Annotated in this window: 17 protein-coding genes; 14 read left to right on the top strand and 3 right to left on the bottom strand. The window is 56.7% G+C overall.

Annotated features, from left to right (window positions below):
* Positions 1-320 (top strand): hypothetical protein (locus RDV48_16285; protein ID MDQ7824362.1); only part of this gene is annotated, 320 nt, incomplete at its 5' end.
* Between the two features lie 48 nt (positions 321-368).
* On the opposite strand, the gene RDV48_16280 is transcribed toward RDV48_16285, so the two are convergent.
* On the bottom strand, positions 369-1,742 hold the full coding sequence (locus RDV48_16280; GenBank protein MDQ7824361.1) for a radical SAM protein: 1,374 nt from the start codon (positions 1,740-1,742) through the stop codon (positions 369-371).
* A 105-nt stretch (positions 1,743-1,847) separates the two neighbouring features.
* Between RDV48_16280 and RDV48_16275 the strand changes: the two genes are divergently transcribed.
* From RDV48_16275 to hemA, 6 genes are all read left to right on the top strand, one after another.
* Complete coding sequence (locus RDV48_16275; GenBank protein ID MDQ7824360.1) at positions 1,848-2,195, top strand: DUF4405 domain-containing protein; 348 nt, start codon at positions 1,848-1,850, stop codon at positions 2,193-2,195.
* A 69-nt stretch (positions 2,196-2,264) separates the two neighbouring features.
* Positions 2,265-3,983 carry a succinate dehydrogenase/fumarate reductase flavoprotein subunit gene (locus RDV48_16270; GenBank protein ID MDQ7824359.1) on the top strand — a complete coding sequence of 573 codons (1,719 nt, stop codon included), beginning with the start codon at positions 2,265-2,267 and terminating at the stop codon, positions 3,981-3,983.
* 9 nt (positions 3,984-3,992) lie between these two features.
* Positions 3,993-4,448, top strand: a complete 456-nt coding sequence (locus RDV48_16265) for a hypothetical protein (protein MDQ7824358.1) — start codon at positions 3,993-3,995, stop codon at positions 4,446-4,448.
* A 13-nt stretch (positions 4,449-4,461) separates the two neighbouring features.
* Complete coding sequence (locus RDV48_16260; protein ID MDQ7824357.1) at positions 4,462-4,824, top strand: hypothetical protein; 363 nt, start codon at positions 4,462-4,464, stop codon at positions 4,822-4,824.
* Positions 4,825-4,835: 11 nt separating this feature from the next.
* On the top strand, positions 4,836-5,687 hold the full coding sequence (locus RDV48_16255) for a succinate dehydrogenase iron-sulfur subunit (protein ID MDQ7824356.1): 852 nt from the start codon (positions 4,836-4,838) through the stop codon (positions 5,685-5,687).
* 13 nt (positions 5,688-5,700) lie between these two features.
* Positions 5,701-6,912 (top strand): glutamyl-tRNA reductase, encoded by a 1,212-nt coding sequence (gene hemA / locus RDV48_16250; protein ID MDQ7824355.1) that lies wholly within the window; start codon positions 5,701-5,703, stop codon positions 6,910-6,912.
* On the opposite strand, the gene RDV48_16245 is transcribed toward hemA, so the two are convergent.
* Together RDV48_16245 and RDV48_16240 are read right to left on the bottom strand one after the other, a co-directional pair.
* On the bottom strand, positions 6,901-8,109 hold the full coding sequence (locus RDV48_16245) for an acetate/propionate family kinase (protein MDQ7824354.1): 1,209 nt from the start codon (positions 8,107-8,109) through the stop codon (positions 6,901-6,903). The two genes, hemA and RDV48_16245, sit on opposite strands and share 12 nt — an antisense overlap.
* A gap of 25 nt (positions 8,110-8,134) precedes the next feature.
* Positions 8,135-9,073: a hypothetical protein gene (locus RDV48_16240; GenBank protein MDQ7824353.1), complete on the bottom strand. Its 939-nt coding sequence runs from the start codon at positions 9,071-9,073 to the stop codon at positions 8,135-8,137.
* A gap of 138 nt (positions 9,074-9,211) precedes the next feature.
* Between RDV48_16240 and dcd the strand changes: the two genes are divergently transcribed.
* The 7 genes from dcd (at position 9,212) to RDV48_16205 (ending at position 17,658) form a co-directional block, all read left to right on the top strand.
* On the top strand, positions 9,212-9,724 hold the full coding sequence (gene dcd, locus RDV48_16235; GenBank protein MDQ7824352.1) for a dCTP deaminase: 513 nt from the start codon (positions 9,212-9,214) through the stop codon (positions 9,722-9,724).
* A gap of 165 nt (positions 9,725-9,889) precedes the next feature.
* A complete protein-coding gene (locus RDV48_16230) occupies positions 9,890-10,423 on the top strand; it encodes a hypothetical protein (protein MDQ7824351.1) in 534 nt (177 codons plus the stop codon).
* Position 10,424: 1 nt separating this feature from the next.
* The gene (locus RDV48_16225) at positions 10,425-10,859 is read left to right on the top strand and encodes a hypothetical protein (GenBank protein ID MDQ7824350.1); all 435 of its coding nucleotides are present in this window, start codon (positions 10,425-10,427) and stop codon (positions 10,857-10,859) included.
* A gap of 171 nt (positions 10,860-11,030) precedes the next feature.
* Positions 11,031-11,612 carry an Lrp/AsnC ligand binding domain-containing protein gene (locus tag RDV48_16220; GenBank protein ID MDQ7824349.1) on the top strand — a complete coding sequence of 194 codons (582 nt, stop codon included), beginning with the start codon at positions 11,031-11,033 and terminating at the stop codon, positions 11,610-11,612.
* A gap of 40 nt (positions 11,613-11,652) precedes the next feature.
* On the top strand, positions 11,653-12,177 hold the full coding sequence (nuoE, locus tag RDV48_16215; GenBank protein ID MDQ7824348.1) for an NADH-quinone oxidoreductase subunit NuoE: 525 nt from the start codon (positions 11,653-11,655) through the stop codon (positions 12,175-12,177).
* Positions 12,178-12,207: 30 nt separating this feature from the next.
* Positions 12,208-13,968, top strand: a complete 1,761-nt coding sequence (locus RDV48_16210; GenBank protein MDQ7824347.1) for an NADH-quinone oxidoreductase subunit NuoF — start codon at positions 12,208-12,210, stop codon at positions 13,966-13,968.
* Positions 13,969-13,989: 21 nt separating this feature from the next.
* Positions 13,990-17,658: an FAD-dependent oxidoreductase gene (locus RDV48_16205; GenBank protein MDQ7824346.1), complete on the top strand. Its 3,669-nt coding sequence runs from the start codon at positions 13,990-13,992 to the stop codon at positions 17,656-17,658.
* Positions 17,659-17,723 lie beyond the last annotated feature (65 nt).

Genomic DNA, 17,723 nt, shown 5'->3' with positions numbered 1-17,723 from the left:
ACATGCCCAATTACGGCGGCTATGGCGGCGGGATGAGCACCAGCATGATGGGCTATCCCAGCAGCAACATGTATAACTATATGCCCGGATACAACACGGGTTACGGCGGCCTCGGCACCTCGATGCTCGGCTACCCCGGCAACTGCAACTATGGCAGCAACTACGGGAGCAACATGGGAGGCCTCACAGGCGGAGTGCTCGGCGCCGGCCTCGGCGGCTTCCTTGGCTACGGGCTCGGCGGCGGCTCCACAACGGGCGGACTGCTGGGAACCCTTCTTGGCGGAGGCCTCGGCTACATGGCAGGGAGAAACCTCTTCTAGAATTTTCTTTCAGTAGGATAAAAGAGGGACCGCAGGTCCCTCTTTTATTTATTCCCGAGCCGCCGGTTCGGCCTTGAATTTGTTAATCCTCTCCCTGTCAAGCCTCGATGCCCATGCCTTCCCCTTCACGTTGGGAAGACCCGCGCCCGTCGTGATGGCATTGAGTTCCTCGAATATCTCGAGGTAGTCCACAAACTCCACGAGAGGTATTTTTTCGTTGAGATAGACGCAGCGGTAGGGATCAAAATTGCGAAGGTTCAGGTCCAGGCGGGTCCAGTCCATGGTATCGGAAACAAGGCCCCGGGATGCCGCATATTCCCAGACCTTGCTCCCGGGGTACGGCGTGAGAATGTTGATGGCGGCAAATCCGAGCTTTCCTGCCTTATAATTATCAAAAGTAAAGCGGTATGTCGCCATGAGATCTTCGGCGGTCTCCCCGGGAGCCCCTATGATAAAAGAGCCTTCCACCTTGATATCATATTCGAAGCAGAGATCAAGGGCATGCTGAATCTCCGCGACGCTGAGCTTTCCATCCTTGTAATACTGGAGAATGGGCTCTGACCCTGACTCGGCCCCGACAAAGACCTTGAGGACCTTCATTGCCTTGAGAAGCTTCACTGACTCCTCATCCAGTAGATCGGCCCTCATGGAGACGCCGAAGCCCACCCTGCCCCTGAGCCCTTCCCTTTCAAGGCCCTCCACGACGGCCGCCAGGCGGGTTTTGCTTGCGCAGAAGAGGTCGTCCTGCACCGCAATAATATCGCTGTGGTAAGTATTTTTCAGGTACTTTACCTCCTCTACAAAGTAATCGACGGAAGTCTGCCGGTATTTTGAACGGGCGATTGAGCAGAAAATGCACCCGTAGGGGCATCCCCGTGAGCTTATGACCCACTTTATCCTCCCCTTGAGGTCCCAGTGGGAGCGGTCCGGGAAAGGAAGGCTGTCGAGAGGCTCAATGAGAGGCCGGGGGGGCGTGCTCACGAAAGCCCCCTCCTCCTGGTAGGCAATCCCTTTTATCAGGGCCAGATCATGGGGCTCATACCTTCCCTTGGCGTCCAAAAGCCTGACGAGCTCAAGGAAAGTCTCCTCCCCTTCTCCTATGACGGCGACATCAAAGACTCTATCGAGCACATGGTGCATATGGGTGGCATGGGGACCCCCCAGTATGACGGGGATTCCATGCTCCTTCTTCAACCTTGTCGCCAGTGCCAGCGCCCTTGGATAATAGAGGCTCATCGAGGAGATTCCTGCCATGTCGTAGCGGTCATCGGGGATCTCAGAGAGGCCGTCCACAAGGGTAAAACAGACTGTGTCGCCCATATGCTTTTTCACGTAGGCAATCAGGCAGAGGAGCCCGAAAGGCGTGGCAAGCTCCTGGTTGGTCTGTTCATTGATATTCTGGGCGACAAGCAGGATATGCATGATCAAGAGATTCTATTTTCCTCTCTTTTTCCCTTGCCTCTTCCATGCCCTTTAAGGTAAAATATATCTGAATCCATCATGATCTCAAAAAAGGAGTGAACCCTTATGAAAAACGACAAAGTCGATTTTATCATGAACGGCATTATGGCACTGATCTTTTCCATCGTAGCCTCGTCGGGAATAATGATGCTCTTCTCCCGGCCGGGGCCTCACCCGCGGGATCTCTTTGAGTTCCTCCGCCACCCCATCATGCCGCCTTTCAAGATGCTCTTGAAGATCCATGTCTGGTTCGGCCTTATCCTCACTATCTTTGTCATCACCCACGCAATACGCCACTGGAAATGGATCACTGCAATGATTGCATTGATCAACGAGGACTGCAAAAAGCAGAGCGAAGCCGTGCCTGCCGACACGACGCCTCCTTCTCCCCCTCCGGAGAACCTTTCAGAATAAAAAAGGATCAAGGCCACCTCTCTGAGAAACTATAGATAATAAATAATCGCGAGAAGCGAGGTGGCACTTATGGGACAAATGTTTACCCATGATGTGCTTATTTTAGGCACAGGGATAGCGGGACTGCGTGCAGCACTTGAAATAAGCATCAGGAGCAAGGGAAAGGCTGATATTGCCCTCATCTCGAAGGTACAGCTCATGCGTTCCCACTCAGTCGGCGCCGAAGGAGGCACCGCTGCAGTGCTCCGCCCTGAAGAGGGCGACACTCTAGAGCTCCATGCCTGGGACACCGTGAAGGGCAGCGACTTTCTGGCCGACCAGGACGTGGTGGACCGCTTTGTGCGCCTTATGCCGCTCGAGATCAAGAAGCTGGAGCACTGGGGGATCCCATGGAGCAGGCGTGAAGACGGCCGCATCGACCAGCGGCCTTTCGGGGGCCACAGCTTCCCGAGAGCCGTCTATGCCTCCGACAAGACCGGCTTTTTCGAGATGCAGACCCTCTATGACACCCTCACGCGCTTTGACAACGTGACGCGCTACGATGAGTGGTTCGCCACCTCGATAATTCACCGCGACGGCTCCTTCTGCGGCATCACCGCCATCGACATGACAAGCGGCGAGTTCATCACCCTGCAGGGGAAAGCCCTTATCATTGCCTCAGGAGGAATAGGCCGCGTCTCCGGTTTTACCACCTACTCATACAGCTGCACGGGTGACGGCTGCGCAATGGCTTACCGGGCAGGCATTCCCCTCAAGGACATGGAGTTCATCCAGTTCCATCCCACAGGCCTCATTCCCTCGGGAGTCCTCATGACAGAGGCATGCCGCGGTGAAGGCGGCTTCCTTAAAAACAGCAAGGGGGAGCGCTTCATGGAGCGTTACGCCCCCAGCCGCATGGAACTCGCGCCCCGTGATATCGTCTCAAGATCGATTATGACTGAGATAAAGGAGGGGAAAGGATTCAAGGGCCCACGGGGTCTTGATTATATTCACCTCGATCTCACCCACCTCGGCGCAGCATGCATAAACGAGAGGCTTGGCTTCATCCGCGAGCTCTCGATGAAGTTCGTGGATATCGATCCCATTGAGGAGCCCATTCCCATCCGCCCCGTGTGGCATTACCTGATGGGAGGCATCCACACCGACAGCAACTACGGGACCCCGATGAAGGGCGTATGGGCTGCCGGAGAAGCGGCATGTGCGAGCCTTCATGGAGGAAACCGCCTCGGCACCAACTCCACCGCCGAGTGCCTCACCTCCGGCCAGATTACCGGCGAGGAGACCTGGAAGTATCTGTCGGGAAAAGAGGGTATGCCCCAGGTCGATCAGGGCCAGGTGGATGATCACAGGAAGCTCCTCTACGAAAGCCTTTATGAAGGTGATGGAAGCGAAAACACCTACCAGATAAGGAAGGACCTTCAGAACACCGTTGACGTGAGCCTGGGGGTATATCGCGAAGCGGGCCCGATGAAGGAAGGGCTTGAAAAGATAAGGGATCTCAAGGACCGCTATAAAAAGCTCCGTGTTCATGACAAGAGCAAGGCCTATAACACCGATTTCCTTTTCGCCATAGAGCTCGGCTTCATGCTGGACGTCGCTGAGATTGTCGCCAGCGGGGCCCTCACCAGGGAGGAATCGCGGGGAGGTCACGCACGGATTGACTTCTCTTCAAGAGATGATGATAAATGGCTCAAGCACACTCTTGCAAGGTATTCACCAGAAGGCCCGCGCTTTGACTACCTCCCCGTGACAATAACCAACTGGAAGCCTGTCGAGAGGAAATATTAGGAGGGCACCATGAAGTCTCCCGGAATATCTTACCACACGCACCCCAACAGGATGGGGATCACCGGATGGATTTACGGCGGCCCCTACCGCTTGGAGCGCTTTCTTTATACAATCCACAGGGCCACGGGGCTGGGAGTGCTCCTCTACCTGGTCATGCATATCGGGGTCACATGGTTCAAGAACGATCCCGGCACCTGGAAAATCCTGATGGATATGCTGGAGATGCCGGCCTTCAGGTTCGGTGAGTATATTGTCTTCTTCGGCGTCGTGTTCCATGCCATCAACGGCATCAGGCTCATTGTGGGAGAATTCGGCTTCCTGATGGGGAAGCCGAAGATGCCCGTGTATCCCTATCCCCTTGCCCTTCTCCGCCAGCGCCCCTTCCTGGTGGCGCTCATGGTCATCACGGGCATCCTGGTCATATATGGCGCCATTGAAATCATGGGTCCCATGCTGATCCAATGAAGAGGTGAATAGTATGAGAGAGTCGAAACTCTGGTTCCTTTTCATCGCCGCAGGGGTGGTCATGATAGTCCTCCTCGCCGTGCACATGGCGGTCATGCACCTTGACGACCTCATGAAAGCGGTGGGCCTCTCGCAGGGCGACGTGCTGAGCGCTGAATCAGTGGCGGAGCGCTCAAAAGATATCCTCCACGTGATCCTTTACGTGCTGCTTCTTGCAACGGCACTTTTCCACGGCTTTTACGGCCTTCGCTCCGTCGTAAGGGAGCTTCCTCTCAGCAAATTCCTGAAGGATCTCTCCGAAGTGGTGCTTCCTACGGTAGGCGTCATCTTCTTTCTCTGGGGAATGACTGCGATAATATTAGGATATATCAGGTGAGTGTGAGAACTATGGAAAAAAAACATAAGGGCGATCAGTTTATCGGCAGGGAGATAACCTTCAAGGTCCTCCGCTACGATCCAGGCAGGGACAAGAAACCTTACCTGAAGGCATACCAGTTTGTCCTGGAGAGGGGCATGACGGTCCTGGACGGCCTCATGCATATCAAGGAGACCCAGGACAACACCCTGGCATACAGGAAATCCTGCAGGATGGGCGTCTGCGGCTCATGCGGCATGCTGGTGAACGGGAAGCCCGTCCTCGCCTGCCAGACGCAGATATCGGAGCTGGGCAGGGCCGTCGTGGAGGTCAGACCTCTCCCCAACTATCCTCTCATAAGGGATGTGGTGCCCGACCTGACGCAGCTCTTTGACAAGCACCAGCATATCAAGCCCCATATCATAAGGGAAAACTGGGAGGAGCAGGATTCTCCCACGGCGGAATATCTCCAGACCCCTGCTGAGCTGGAACAATACCTGCAGTTCTCTTACTGTATCAAGTGCGGCTGCTGCATCGCCGCGTGCCCCACCTCATCAACCGACGAGAGCTACATAGGGGCCCAGGCCCTTGGCCAGTGCTACCGCTATGCCATCGACTCCCGCGATGAAGGCTTTCAGCAGAGAATCCCCCTTGTTGACTTCCCCCAGGGAATATGGCGGTGCCATTTCCCGGGGGCCTGCTCTGAAGCATGCCCCAAGGGGGTCGATCCCGCCTTTGCCATCCAGCTCCTCAAGAAGGAGATAACCCTGAAGATCTTAGGAATGAAGAAAGACCGCCAGGGGGCAAAGCTTGCAGGTCCCCAGGAAAATCCCCGCGTGGTGGCCGATGTGCCTGCAGCCCCGCAAAAAACCGCAGGGAAATGAAACCTGGTACGCCATGGACCACATTCTCCTTATCGGCATCAACCACAAAAACGCCCCTGTCGAGATAAGGGAAATATTTTCCTTTGGTCAGGAGGGGACTGGCCTTTCCCTGAGGGAGCTTGCAAAGCTTCCCCTGGTGGCCGAGGGGGCCCTCCTTTCAACGTGCAACAGGACAGAGTTCTACCTGGTTTCCCCGGAGGGAACGAGGAGTCCCCAGGGCTACTGCCGGCTGCTGTGCCGGCTCCTGGGAGTTCCCTGGCAGCAGGTGAGAGCTTATTTTTATTTCCAAAAAGGCGCAGCGGCCGTGACGCACCTCTTTTCAGTGGCCTCGGGGCTGGATTCCATGATAAAGGGGGAATCCCAGATCCTGGGGCAGGTAAAGCAGGCCCTCGCCGCTGCCCGTGAGAGCCACGCAGCGCTGTCGGTTATCAACAAGCTTTTTCTCGGAGCCATAAGAACAGGAAAAAGGGCTCGTGCCGAGACAGGCATAAACCAGGGCTTTTCATCGGTGAGCTCAGCCGCCGTGGCTTTCGCCGTTGAGACTCTTGGCACCCTCTGCGGCAAAAAAGTTCTTCTTATCGGGGCCGGCACGGCGGGAACACTTGCCCTTCGCGCGGTAGTTCAGGCCGGTGCAGGAAAGATCTACCTTGCCAACAGGACCTATGAAAAAGCCCGGATCCTCGGAAAAAAATACAAGGTGAAAAGCCTTCACATAGAGGAAGTGGGGGCCATTCTCCCTGAGGTGGATGTCGTCATCTCATCGGCAGCGGCGCCCTTCCATCTGATCACAGAAAGCTCTCTTCAGGCTGCCCTCCCCCTCAGAAAGCCCCTCCTGCTTATCGATCTTGCCGTTCCGCGCTCCATAGATCCCCTCATAGGGCACGTTGAAGGTGCCACGCTTTACAACATCGATGACCTTGGAGCCACGAGCGGCAGGTTCTCACAGGCATACGACGAGGAGAAGATATACAGGATCATGGAGGAGGAAAAACTGCGGTTTTTCCAGTTTCTCAGCACGAGAAAAGTCGTGCCCCTCATAAAGGAACTCAAGAGACAGTTTGAAGAGATAAGGACCCTCTCCCTCTCGAGGATCTCACTCATGTATAAACTGGATGATAAGGAGAGAAGGGCTTTTGAGAAGCTTTACAGGAAAATCATGCATCAGGCCCTGCACAGGATCATCACAGGCATAAAAGATATCAACAGCGGAGATTCATGCCCGTGATTCAAGCACCTTTTCCGCTTCACGTGCCATAGCCATCTCTTCCTGGCAGGGCACTACAAAAATCCTCACGGCGCTCTCAGGGGAGGCCATATCACAGGGGGCTCTATCAGAAGGCTCTTTATTTTCGTCTCTATTGATGCCCAGGCACTCAAGCCCGGCAGTACATCTTTTCCCCACAAAGGATGCAAGGGCGGGATCACCCGTCACAACCAGGGCGTCGAGCCCTCCCAGCGCTGCGATGTAGGCCCCCACGTACTTCTTAAAGCGGTAGCAGAATATGTCAAGGGCGAGCTTTGCCTTGTAGCTGCCCTCTTCCACTGCGGCCATAAGCTCATCTGCATTTCCCGATATGCCAGAAATCCCTGCCAGGCCGCTTTTCTCATTCAGCACCTGCCGGATTTCGTGGTATGAGAAGCCATTTTTTTCCATAAGGAACGTCACAATGGAAGGGTCAATATCACCACATCTTGTGTCCATGAAGAGCCCTTCCAGGGGGGTGAAGCCCATGGAGGTGTCGATGGATTTGCCGCCCCTGACGGCAGCCATGCTTGCCCCTTCGCCGGCAACGCATGTGATAAGGCGCAGCTCAGCGGCAGGCCTTGCGAGGAACTTTTCAGCCTCGAGGGCAAGGAAGTGGTGAAGCATGCCATGGAACCCGAAGCGGCGGATCCCGAACTTCACATAGTATTCATAAGGGATTCCGTACACATAGGCATAATCAGGAAGAGTCCTGTGGAAGGAGGTCTCGAAAAGGGCAAGGTGGAGCACCCCCGGAGCGAGTTCGAGAGATGCCTCGAGAGTGATGAGGCTGTATGGGTTCTCAAGAGGGGCCAGGGGGATGCACTCCCTTATGCCGTCCATCACGGGCTCATCGACGACGCAGTGGTTCTTGAATTTCTCCCCCCCGTGGACGAAACGGTGGGCCATGGCGTCAATCTCCCTCAGGCTCTGCACTATTCCGCCCTGGGGGGAGAGCATTTTCTCCATGGACAGGGCTGCCGCCTCCGCAAAATTTCGGGCCTGCACGGGGGCCTCTTCCCGAAGGCCCTCCTTTTCCGCCACAAGAAAGGGCTCTTTCCCTCCGATGCCTGTGATGGAAACCTTCATCGGCACTTTACCTCCGCTTGTGTCAACAAACCCCATCCGCAGTGAAAGGGTTCCCTTATTCTTGCCGGCCGTCACGACCATGATGTGCATGTCATCACTTCCTCTGTTCTGGTCTTTACTTTTTCCATAGATAAAGGGTACTCTCCTCGCAGGGCTCAAAACCGGCACGGCATGCCCATTGGAAGCCTTCCCCATCTTCCCTGGACACCGTTATGGAAAGAGCTGGCGCTTCAAGCACCACCAGGGCCCTGGCAGCCTTGCCAAGCATGGCCCGCGCGAATCCCTTTCTCCTGTGGGCGCAATGGAGGACCACAAGGCTTATCAGGCCTGAGTCGCTGCAAAGAAAGGCTCCCACGACCCGGGCTCCATGGAGTGCAACCGATGAGCATTCCGGGGGAAGAAAAAGGGGATCACCGTAAGGATCGGAAAAGAGATGGGAGGCGGTCCACTCAAGCCCCTGGGGTGAACTGTCACTCAAGAGAGATGCAAGGGAAGTGCAGGGATATTCTCTTAAGAGAGAGAGCACGATGCTCCGGTGAATGCTTTCCTTCCATGCCTCAATGCGGTATTCTCCCCCAGACTGCCCATTTACTTCACTGCTGCCGGAAGAGGCAATCGCCGCAGGAGATGCCTTCATCAGCACCCTGGAAAGGGCCGTAAAGCCATGGCGGGCGAGAATCTGAGGGCATTCCTCACAGGCCTCGCCGGAAATCCACCGGGGAAAAGGAAAAAGGATAAAGGGGCATTCCATCTCATCCCTCATCACCGAGAGAGCCCTTTCAATGAGGGCAGAAGCCATCTCGCTTCCCCGGGGGCCATCGACGACGAAGAGAAGCTTGATCTCCGGGGCGGTAAAAAAAATCACTCCCGCGATTTCAGCCTGCTCGCCACGGCACGCCACAAAACCCCGAAAGGCATGGACGGCCCGGTACAGGAGCTTTGCCGCATGATGGGCCTTTTCGTCCCCTCCGTGAAGAGATGCCTGCTCCATCACCTTGTACACAAAAGGATGGATTCTCTCATCATGCACAAGTTCCGTCAGCTGCCACTCCATAGCCCTGCCCCTCTCCAAGGTGAGGTTCGGGAAAACACCCTCATTTCCTGTCGGCAGAAAGAGAAGGGAACAGGCCGGGCTTCATTGAACCCCCTCTTATGCTCCAGAGCATATATGAAGCCCGAAAGGATGATGGCCATGTGCGTGCTGACCCATGATGAGATTCTCGCCGAAATAGAGAAGAAAGCCATAGTGATTACCCCTTTTAACCCTGAGCATGTGGGGCCGGGGTCCGTGGACCTCCACCTGGGAAACGAATTCCGTGTCTTCAAAAAGCTCCATGAGATTTATCATGTTGACGACAACTCGGATTTCAACGAAGTGACAGAGCTCATCCCGGTGAAGGACTATTTTGTGCTGATGCCGGGAGAATCGGTCCTTGGCATCACCGAGGAGCGGATCACCCTCCCCCCCTATATCTCGGGATGGCTCGAGGGCCGGAGCCGTTTTGCAAGGCTGGGCCTCATGGTCCATATCACGGCGTCGTTCATGCACCCCGGCATTGACAACCACCAGGTGCTCGAGCTGAGCAACGTGAGCCCCATGCCTCTGGCTCTTCACCCCGGCACCAAGATCTGCCAGTTCATCTTCCAGAAGACCATAGGAGAAGCCACTTACAAGGGTATCTTCATGCACCAGGACAGACCGTAACGGCCATGCTTCCAGGTGTTTACATTTTGTTAACAAATTATGCTTTACAGTCTGCCTCCGGATCTGTCATAATGAAAATGTCAGGTTTCAGGAATTTCATGCTTTCCCCTCTTCCGGGGGAGACAGAAGTAAAAAAGTGATCAATATATAAGGAGGTGCATCAGGGTGGATGCGGTAAACATGAAACCGGTTATGCTCAGCCAGACTGCCACACCGCAGAAAGCGTCGGATCTGAAGAAGATGGCCGATGCTCCTGCAGAGGCTGAACCGAAGGACACTGTGGAAAAGAACGAGACGGGATTCTGGGCTGACGTGAAGGCCAGCGCAAGAAAAGGCGCTGACATTTCCAGCCATGCCCTGGGAGGCTTTACGGGCCTCACACTGGCAGGCCTGGGGATCTACGTGGGCGCACTGGGCGGCGCGCTTGGCGGCGCCTACCTCGGCGGCGGACTGGGTCTCTTGAAGGCAGCAGCATCATCGAAGGGATTCCTGGGATTCTGGGGCACTGCTTTCAACACCTCGACTGCCATTGGAAAAGCAGGAATCCTCGCCGGCGGCGCAAGTGTGGGCTACGGCTCATGGCAGCTCGGCAAGGGAGTCGGCTCAGTGGTCGCCGCCATTCCGGGCGCCCTCATAGGCGGTGCCGTAGGAGTGGGCATAGCGATAAGAAACAAGCTCACTGGCGACGGGGGTGAATAATATGGACTCAATAGGCAGAATCTCCGGTCAGAATGTTCCCCTCAGCCAGACGCAGGACCAGGCGCCTGCCGCACCCCAGAAAGAGGCGGCACCCAAGGACAGCTTCAAGAAGGCTGAGAAAAGCACCCACGACAAGGTCTGGAAGGGCATAAAGGGATTCAGCAAGACCCTTTTTGCCGGCTTCGGCATGGGCAGCGGTGCCGTGGGAGGCTTCACCATTGGCGGCGCCATCGCTGCCACGGGAAATATCATCTCGGGCCTTTTCACCCACTCGCTCACCATGGCTGCCGCAAGCTCGGCAGGCATCACGGGCGGAGTTATTGGAGCAGTGGTCTTCGGCGCCTGCGGCATGATGGGCGGCTATCAGTTCGGAGATGTGGCAGCCGGCGCAGCCCACAAGGCTTATGATTTCGTGGCAGACAAGCTGAAGAGCTGATACAGGCATTTTGATGGTACATTGAAGGAAGGCTTCCGGGCCTTCCTTTTTTATACTCCGGAGCATACCTGACGTCATCATCATAAACTCAGAATATCCGATTTTCTTGTTGAAAGTGAAAAGGAGGTAGCCCATTCAAGGAGAATCTTCTTTTGTTCACAGGAGGTACCTGTGAGCAGGGAGTTCATGCACCTCGGAGAGAGAAAAGTTGAAGCAGCAAGGAGGAATGCTACCGTGACCCTTACCCAGAAAAATCCCGGCACCCCTTCCGGTTATGCCTGTATCAGGATAAAGGAAGATGCAGAGTTTCTCCCCCTATTCGGGAAGCTCTCGGCAGACGAGAGGGTGGCAGAGTGTGAAACCACCAGGGGAGACTATGACCTGATCCTCCTCATCAAAGGAAAAACTGATGAGGAGCTCGGGAAAGAAACGGCTGCCCTCAGGTCCATGAAGGGCATAGGAACCATGGTTTTTTCGCAGGTATCCTCGCGGGCTCTCCGGGAGCAGGGGAACCGCGAAGCCTGCCCTTACGGAGCCTATGCCTTCGCAGAAGTGGAGCCTGGCAGGCTCGACGCAGTATCCCGCCGGGTCTCCGCCCTGGAGAGCGTGGCAGCGTGTGCCACCCTTGAAGGCCCCTACCAGCTCGCCCTTATCGTTGAAGGGCCGAGCTACGGCCGGATAGATGAAATGGTAAGAGGTGCCATAGCCCCTCTCGAGGGAGTCCTGAGAGTACACCAGTGCCCTGTGATATAATGATCTGAAGCATACCACCAGCAAAACAAGGAGATGCCATATGCACACAACAAAAGAACACCACACCAGGGAAACACGCGGAGACGGAGGCGCCCTCTCGGCGTTCTCGCTGGCCCTCTGGAAATACCGGGGGGAAAAGGGGGTCCTCATCCCCCTCCTCCAGGCAGCCCAGGAGGAATACTCCTATATCCCCGCGGCGGCAATGGAAAAGATCGCCACCGTCACCTCCATCCCCATAAGCGAGATATACGGCGTGGTGACCTTCTACAAGCAGTTCAGGCTCACCCCGCCGGGAAAGCATATCATAAGGGTGTGCGACGGAACGGCCTGCCATGTGAACGACTCGATGACTGTCCTGGACAGCCTGAAAAATGTTCTCTCCGTTGAAGCCGAAGAGACGACAAAGGACGGCCTTTTTACCCTCGTGACAGTGGCCTGCCTCGGGTGCTGCTCCCTGGCGCCTGTCATGATGATTGACGAAAGCACCTATGGCCGCCTCACGCCGACCGCCATTGAGAAAGTCATCAAGGGATACAGGGAGGCCGAAGCCTCCCCGGCTCAGTAGAAAATCCACCATAAAGAAGAGGAATACACCATGAAAATTCTAGTCGGCACCGGCACCTGCGGGATCTCGGCAGGAGCCCTTTCTGTAATGGAAGCGCTGAAAAAAGAGGTCAAGGAGCGGGATCTTGAGATTCCCGTCGAGGAGACAGGCTGCTGCGGGATGTGCTACCGGGAGGTCCTCGTGGAGATCCGGGACAACGGCCGATCACGAATCTACGGGGAAGTGACACCCAAGAGAGTGAGCCGCATCCTGGAAGAGGACATCATGGGCCACAGCCCCGTTGAGGAATGGATCGTGAAGGACCACAAGGCCCGTGACGACGATTCTTTCTTTGCCCGGCAGAAAAGGATTGTCCTCAGGAACTGCGGCATCATCAACCCTTCCTCCATTGATGAGTATATAGCCCATGGAGGCTATGAGGCCATCAGGAAAATCCTCGAGAACCACTGGACTCCCGAGACCATCGTCGAGGTGGTGAAAAAATCGGGGATCAGGGGAAGAGGAGGAGCAGGCTTTCCCACGTGGATGAAGTGGAAGTTCGCCCATGAGGCGCCAGGCTCAAAGAAATACTTTATCTGCAACGGCGACGAGGGCGACCCCGGAGCCTTCATGGACCGCTCGGTGCTTGAAGGCGACCCCCACTCGGTCATTGAGGGAATGCTCGTAGGCGCCTACACGACGGGAGCCTCCGAGGGCTACATCTACGTGAGGGCCGAGTATCCGCTGGCCGTGAAGCGCCTCAGGAAGGCCATCAAGGACGCCAGTGCGATGGGATTCCTGGGAAAAGACATCCTGGGCTCCGGTTTTTCCTTCACCCTGAAGCTGAAGGAAGGGGCCGGTGCCTTTGTGTGCGGCGAGGAGACAGCTCTCATCGCCAGCATCGAGGGCCGCAGGGGGATGCCCCGCGTGAGGCCTCCCTTCCCTGCGCAGAAGGGGCTCTGGGGACATCCCACGACCATCAACAATGTAGAGACCCTTGCCAATATTCCCTGGATAATCCTCAATGGCGGCGATGCTTTCGGCGTGATGGGAATAGACCGCTCGCGGGGCACCAAAGTCTTTGCCATGGCGGGAAAAATCAAGCGGTCGGGCCTTATTGAGGTGGAGATGGGAATCACCCTCAGGGACATCATTTACCAGGTCTGCGGAGGCATAGTGAATGATCGCCCCCTCAAGGCTCTTCAGCTCGGCGGTCCCTCCGGCGGATGCGTTCCCACGAGCCTTATTGACACGCCGGTGGACTATGAGCGTATCACCCAGACCGGGGCAATCATGGGCTCCGGCGGCGTGATCGTGATGGATGACACGACCTGCATGGTGGAAGTGGCCCGCTTCTTCATCTCCTTCACCCAGAACGAGTCATGCGGCAAGTGCGTCTTCTGCAGGATAGGAACGAAAAGGATGCTCGAGATACTTGACAGGCTCGTTGCCGGGAAAGGCAAAGAGGAGGACCTCAGGATCCTCGAGGACCTGGCCCAGAAGGTGAAATCCACTTCGCTGTGCGGGCTTGGCCAGACGGCCCCCAACCCTGTCATCACCACCCTGCAGTACTTCGCCGACGAGTACAGGGCCCACATCGAGGGGCGCTGCCCGGCCCATTACTGCAGGGCATTGATCCGCTACGAGATTAGCAGCGAGCTCTGCCAGGGATGCGGCCTCTGCACCCGCAAATGCCCGACCGGGGCCATCACCGGTGAGAAAAAGAAGGCCCATGTCATTTCGGGAGAGCTCTGCGTGAAATGCGGCATCTGCAGATCCGTATGCCCGTTCTCAGCCGTCACCGCGATTTAGGAAAGAGAGGAACAATAGACAATGGCACCAGTCACCCTGACAATAAATGGAAAAACCGTTGAAGCCCAGAGCGACAGGACTATCCTGCAGGTCGTCCGGGATCATGGATTGGACGACATTCCCACCCTCTGCTATGAAGAGAGGCTCGAGCCCATCACCGCCTGCTTCCTCTGCGTCGTGGAGGTCGAAGGGGCCCGGACACTCTCGCCCTCGTGCAGCACGAAAGTCGTGCAGGGCATGGTGGTCCACACAAGAACAGAGAAAGTCCTGGAAGCCCGGAGGGCATGTCTGGAGCTCCTGTTCTCCGATCACCCCGCCGACTGCGTGAGCCCCTGCGCCATGCGCTGCCCCGCAGGCATCGACATTCAGGGGTACCTTTCCCTTACCCGCAAAGGTCTTTACCGCGAGGCCGTGGAGCTCATCAAGGAAAAGAACCCTCTCCCAATCATCTGCGGGAGAGTGTGCGTGAGAGAGTGCGAGGTGGGCTGCACGAGGCAGAACGTGGACGACCCCGTGGCCATTGACCACATCAAGCGCTTTGCTGCGGAATCAAATGAAGGGCGCTCATACCGCCCACGCAGGAAAGGCCCCAAGGACCATTCCGTGGCCATAGTGGGAGGAGGTCCCGCAGGCCTCTCGGCTGCTTACTACCTTGCACGGGAAGGCTATTCGGTGACTATCTATGAAGCCATGCCCTTCGCGGGCGGGATGCTCCGCTACGGCATCCCGGCGTACCGCCTTCCCAGGGAGCTCATAGACGAAGAGATAGCCTCGATAGAGAGGCTCGGTGTCAAGATCCGCTGCGGGATGCGGCTTGGCAGGGAGCTCTCCCTCGACAGGATCAAGAAGGATCACGATGCCGTCATCATGACCATTGGCGCCTGGGGCGCCAGCGCGATGAGCATACCGGGCGAGGATGCCCCTGGTGTCCTCACGGGCCTTGAAGTACTGAGGCAGGCCTCGGAGGGGAGCCTCACGGAACTGAAAGGGAAGGTCCTCGTTATCGGCGGCGGGAATACTGCTATCGATGCCTCGCGGACAGCGCTGAGGCTTGGTGCCAATGAAGTGATAATCATGTACCGCAGGACCGAGGCAGAAATGCCCGCCCACCACGAAGAGATAGAGGCAGCCCGCCATGAAGGGGTGAAGTTCCGATTCCTCGTGGCGCCTCTCAAGGTGGTGACAGGCCCCGAAGGGAGAGTCCGGGGCCTGGAGCTTCAGGAGATGAAGCTGGGCGAGCCTGACGCGAGCGGCCGCAGGAGGCCTGTCCCCGTCCAGGGCTCGGAGTCTGTCGAGAAATGCGACTGCATCCTCGCCGCCATCGGGCAGTACCCCCTTGTGGACAAGGAGAAGATTGCTGAAGGCGAGATGGCCTGCCTTGACGTGAACAAGAAAGGATGTATCGCCGTGTCGGAAGTGCTCGAAACGAATATCGGCGGCGTCTACGCCGCCGGTGACGTGGTGAGCGGTCCCGCCACGGTGATTGAAGGCATCGCCGCCGGGAGAAAAGCGGCGTTCCGAATCATGGAGAGCCTCGAGGGGAAGAAAGAGAGCTCCATCACTTTCAGCGCTGCAAGGGAAGCCCTTATTCCCCTTTCGACGGGCTATTTCAGCTCTGTTTCGCACTCGTCAAGAGAAAGGATGCCGGAAAGGTCCGCAAAGGAGAGGACAAAGGACTTCAACGAAGTGGAGCTCGGGCTCTCCCCGCAGGCCGTGGAGCATGAAATAGAGCGGTGCCTCACCTGCGGCTGCCTGAAAGCTGAGATCTGCGACCTCAGGAAATACGGCGAAGAGTATGGCGCGAAGCCTGACCGCTATAAAGGCCAGACACGCAACGACCGTGCCGATATGCGCCATCCCCTCATCATCATAGAGCCTGCCAAGTGCATAAAGTGCGGGCGCTGCATAAAAACCTGCACCAACATAATCGGCGACGGTGCCGTAGGCTTCGTGGGGCGGGGCTTCATCACCACTCTTCTACCGGCCATGGAAAGGCCTCTTGCAGAGACCTCATGCGTGGCCTGCGGCAACTGCATAGATTCCTGCCCCACAGGCGCGCTTGTGGCCAAGGAGCCCCTCCTGGCCCGTGCAGGGGACCTGGTGAAGGAGCATGAGACGATCTGCAGCTTCTGCGCCGCAGGGTGCCGCCTCAGGACACGGAGCTTCGGAAGGGACGTGAGAATAGAGGGAGCCCGCGACAGGAAGACAGGAGCCGGCGATTACCTCTGCATCAGGGGACGCTTCGGAAGCCCCCTTCTTTTCACCGGTGAGCGCCTTAAAAAGCCCATGGTGAGAGAGAAGGGAACACTTACCACCGCCTCATGGGAAAGAGCCCTTGATCATACAGTGGAGAAGATCATGGAGATAAAAAGAAGCTCGGGCTCCGACTCGCTGGCAGTCTTTCTGTCGCCCAGGCTCACCAACGAGGAGCTTTACGCGGGCATGAAGCTTGCCCGGGAGGTGCTGGGTACAGCGAACATTGGTTCTTTCAATGAGATAGCTTCGGGAAGAGATTCCCATGGTCTTGATTCCCGCCTGGGAAGAACCTCGTCAACGACCTCGGTGGAAGCCCTGGATAAAGCCAGGCTGATAGTCGTCATAAACAGCAACCCCGAGGAAAGCCATCCCTCCTTCGGATGGCGCATCAGGGAGGCCCGGAACAGGGGAGCGCGCCTTGTGGTCGTAGGCTCGAGGAAAATAAACCTCTGCCGCGAGGCCGACCTGTGGATCCAGCCCCGGAGAGGCTCAATGACGCAGCTCCTCACGGCATTGATGCATGAGATGGTGAAGGGAAGCCGCTTTGACCGCAAGTATGTTGCCGGGAAGACCGAGGGATTTGAAGAGTTCTCGGCCTTTCTCTCGCCGTTCACCCCCGAGGCCACGGCATCCCTTACAGGGATACCTCCTGCCGATATCGCCGCCCTGGTAAAGCTTCTCTCGAAAGATCGCGGAAAAATTATTGCAGTGTATGACACCGACAGCACCATCGACCGCTCGACCGGCGATATTGAAGCTCTTGCAAGCCTCCTTCTCCTCACCGGGTCAATCGGGAAAAGCGGCTCTGGCCTCCTGCTTGTCAATGAGCAATGCAACAGCGCAGGCTTATCCCTCATCGGCGCCGGAAGAAAGCCGATGACGAGAGAACAGCTCAAGAAGCTTAAAGCCGTCATCGTGTTCGGAGAAAATCCCATGGCAGGGGAGTCCCTTGCGGGCTCGATGGCCCACCTTTCCTTCGTGGGAGCCTTCGATATCTTCCCTACCGAGACGACAGGCAAGGCCCACGTGGTACTTCCCCTCTCGGCCTCCATCGAGAGCGGGGGAAGCTTCACCCGCTTTGACGGGAAAGTGCAGCGCTTCAAAGCTCTCATGAGCCCTCCCGGCGGCAAAACCACCCTGAAGGTCATCAGTGATCTGGCGCAGCGCATGGGCCATCCGCTGGATATATCAGAGAAGGCTCTCTCCCGTGAGATAAAGGCTCTCATGCCCTATGGCTCATCTGCGTCATCGGAAGCGCTCTTCAAGGGGAGATTCCCCTGCGAGAGCGGTAAGGCCCGCCTGATGCCCTACTCCCTTGACGGTCTTCCCGCAGGAGAGGGAGAGCCCCTTGAGGACTCATTGATGAAGTGTTACAGGGAATGGGAGCGGAAGCTCTTTACAGGCAGTGAGCGCGAGCTCTGCACCGTATCATAGGCTTTAAGGCCTCTTTGGAGTTATTGCAGCGGCTCGGTGTTTACCGGGCCGCTTTGCGTTCCCGA

The sequence above is a fragment of the Candidatus Eremiobacterota bacterium genome, assembly GCA_031082125.1.
In the GTDB taxonomy this organism is placed as follows: Bacteria; Vulcanimicrobiota; CADAWZ01; order CADAWZ01; family Ess09-12; genus Ess09-12.
Note: the sequence above shows the minus strand (reverse complement) of the source record. Positions and strands in the feature narration are given on the sequence as shown.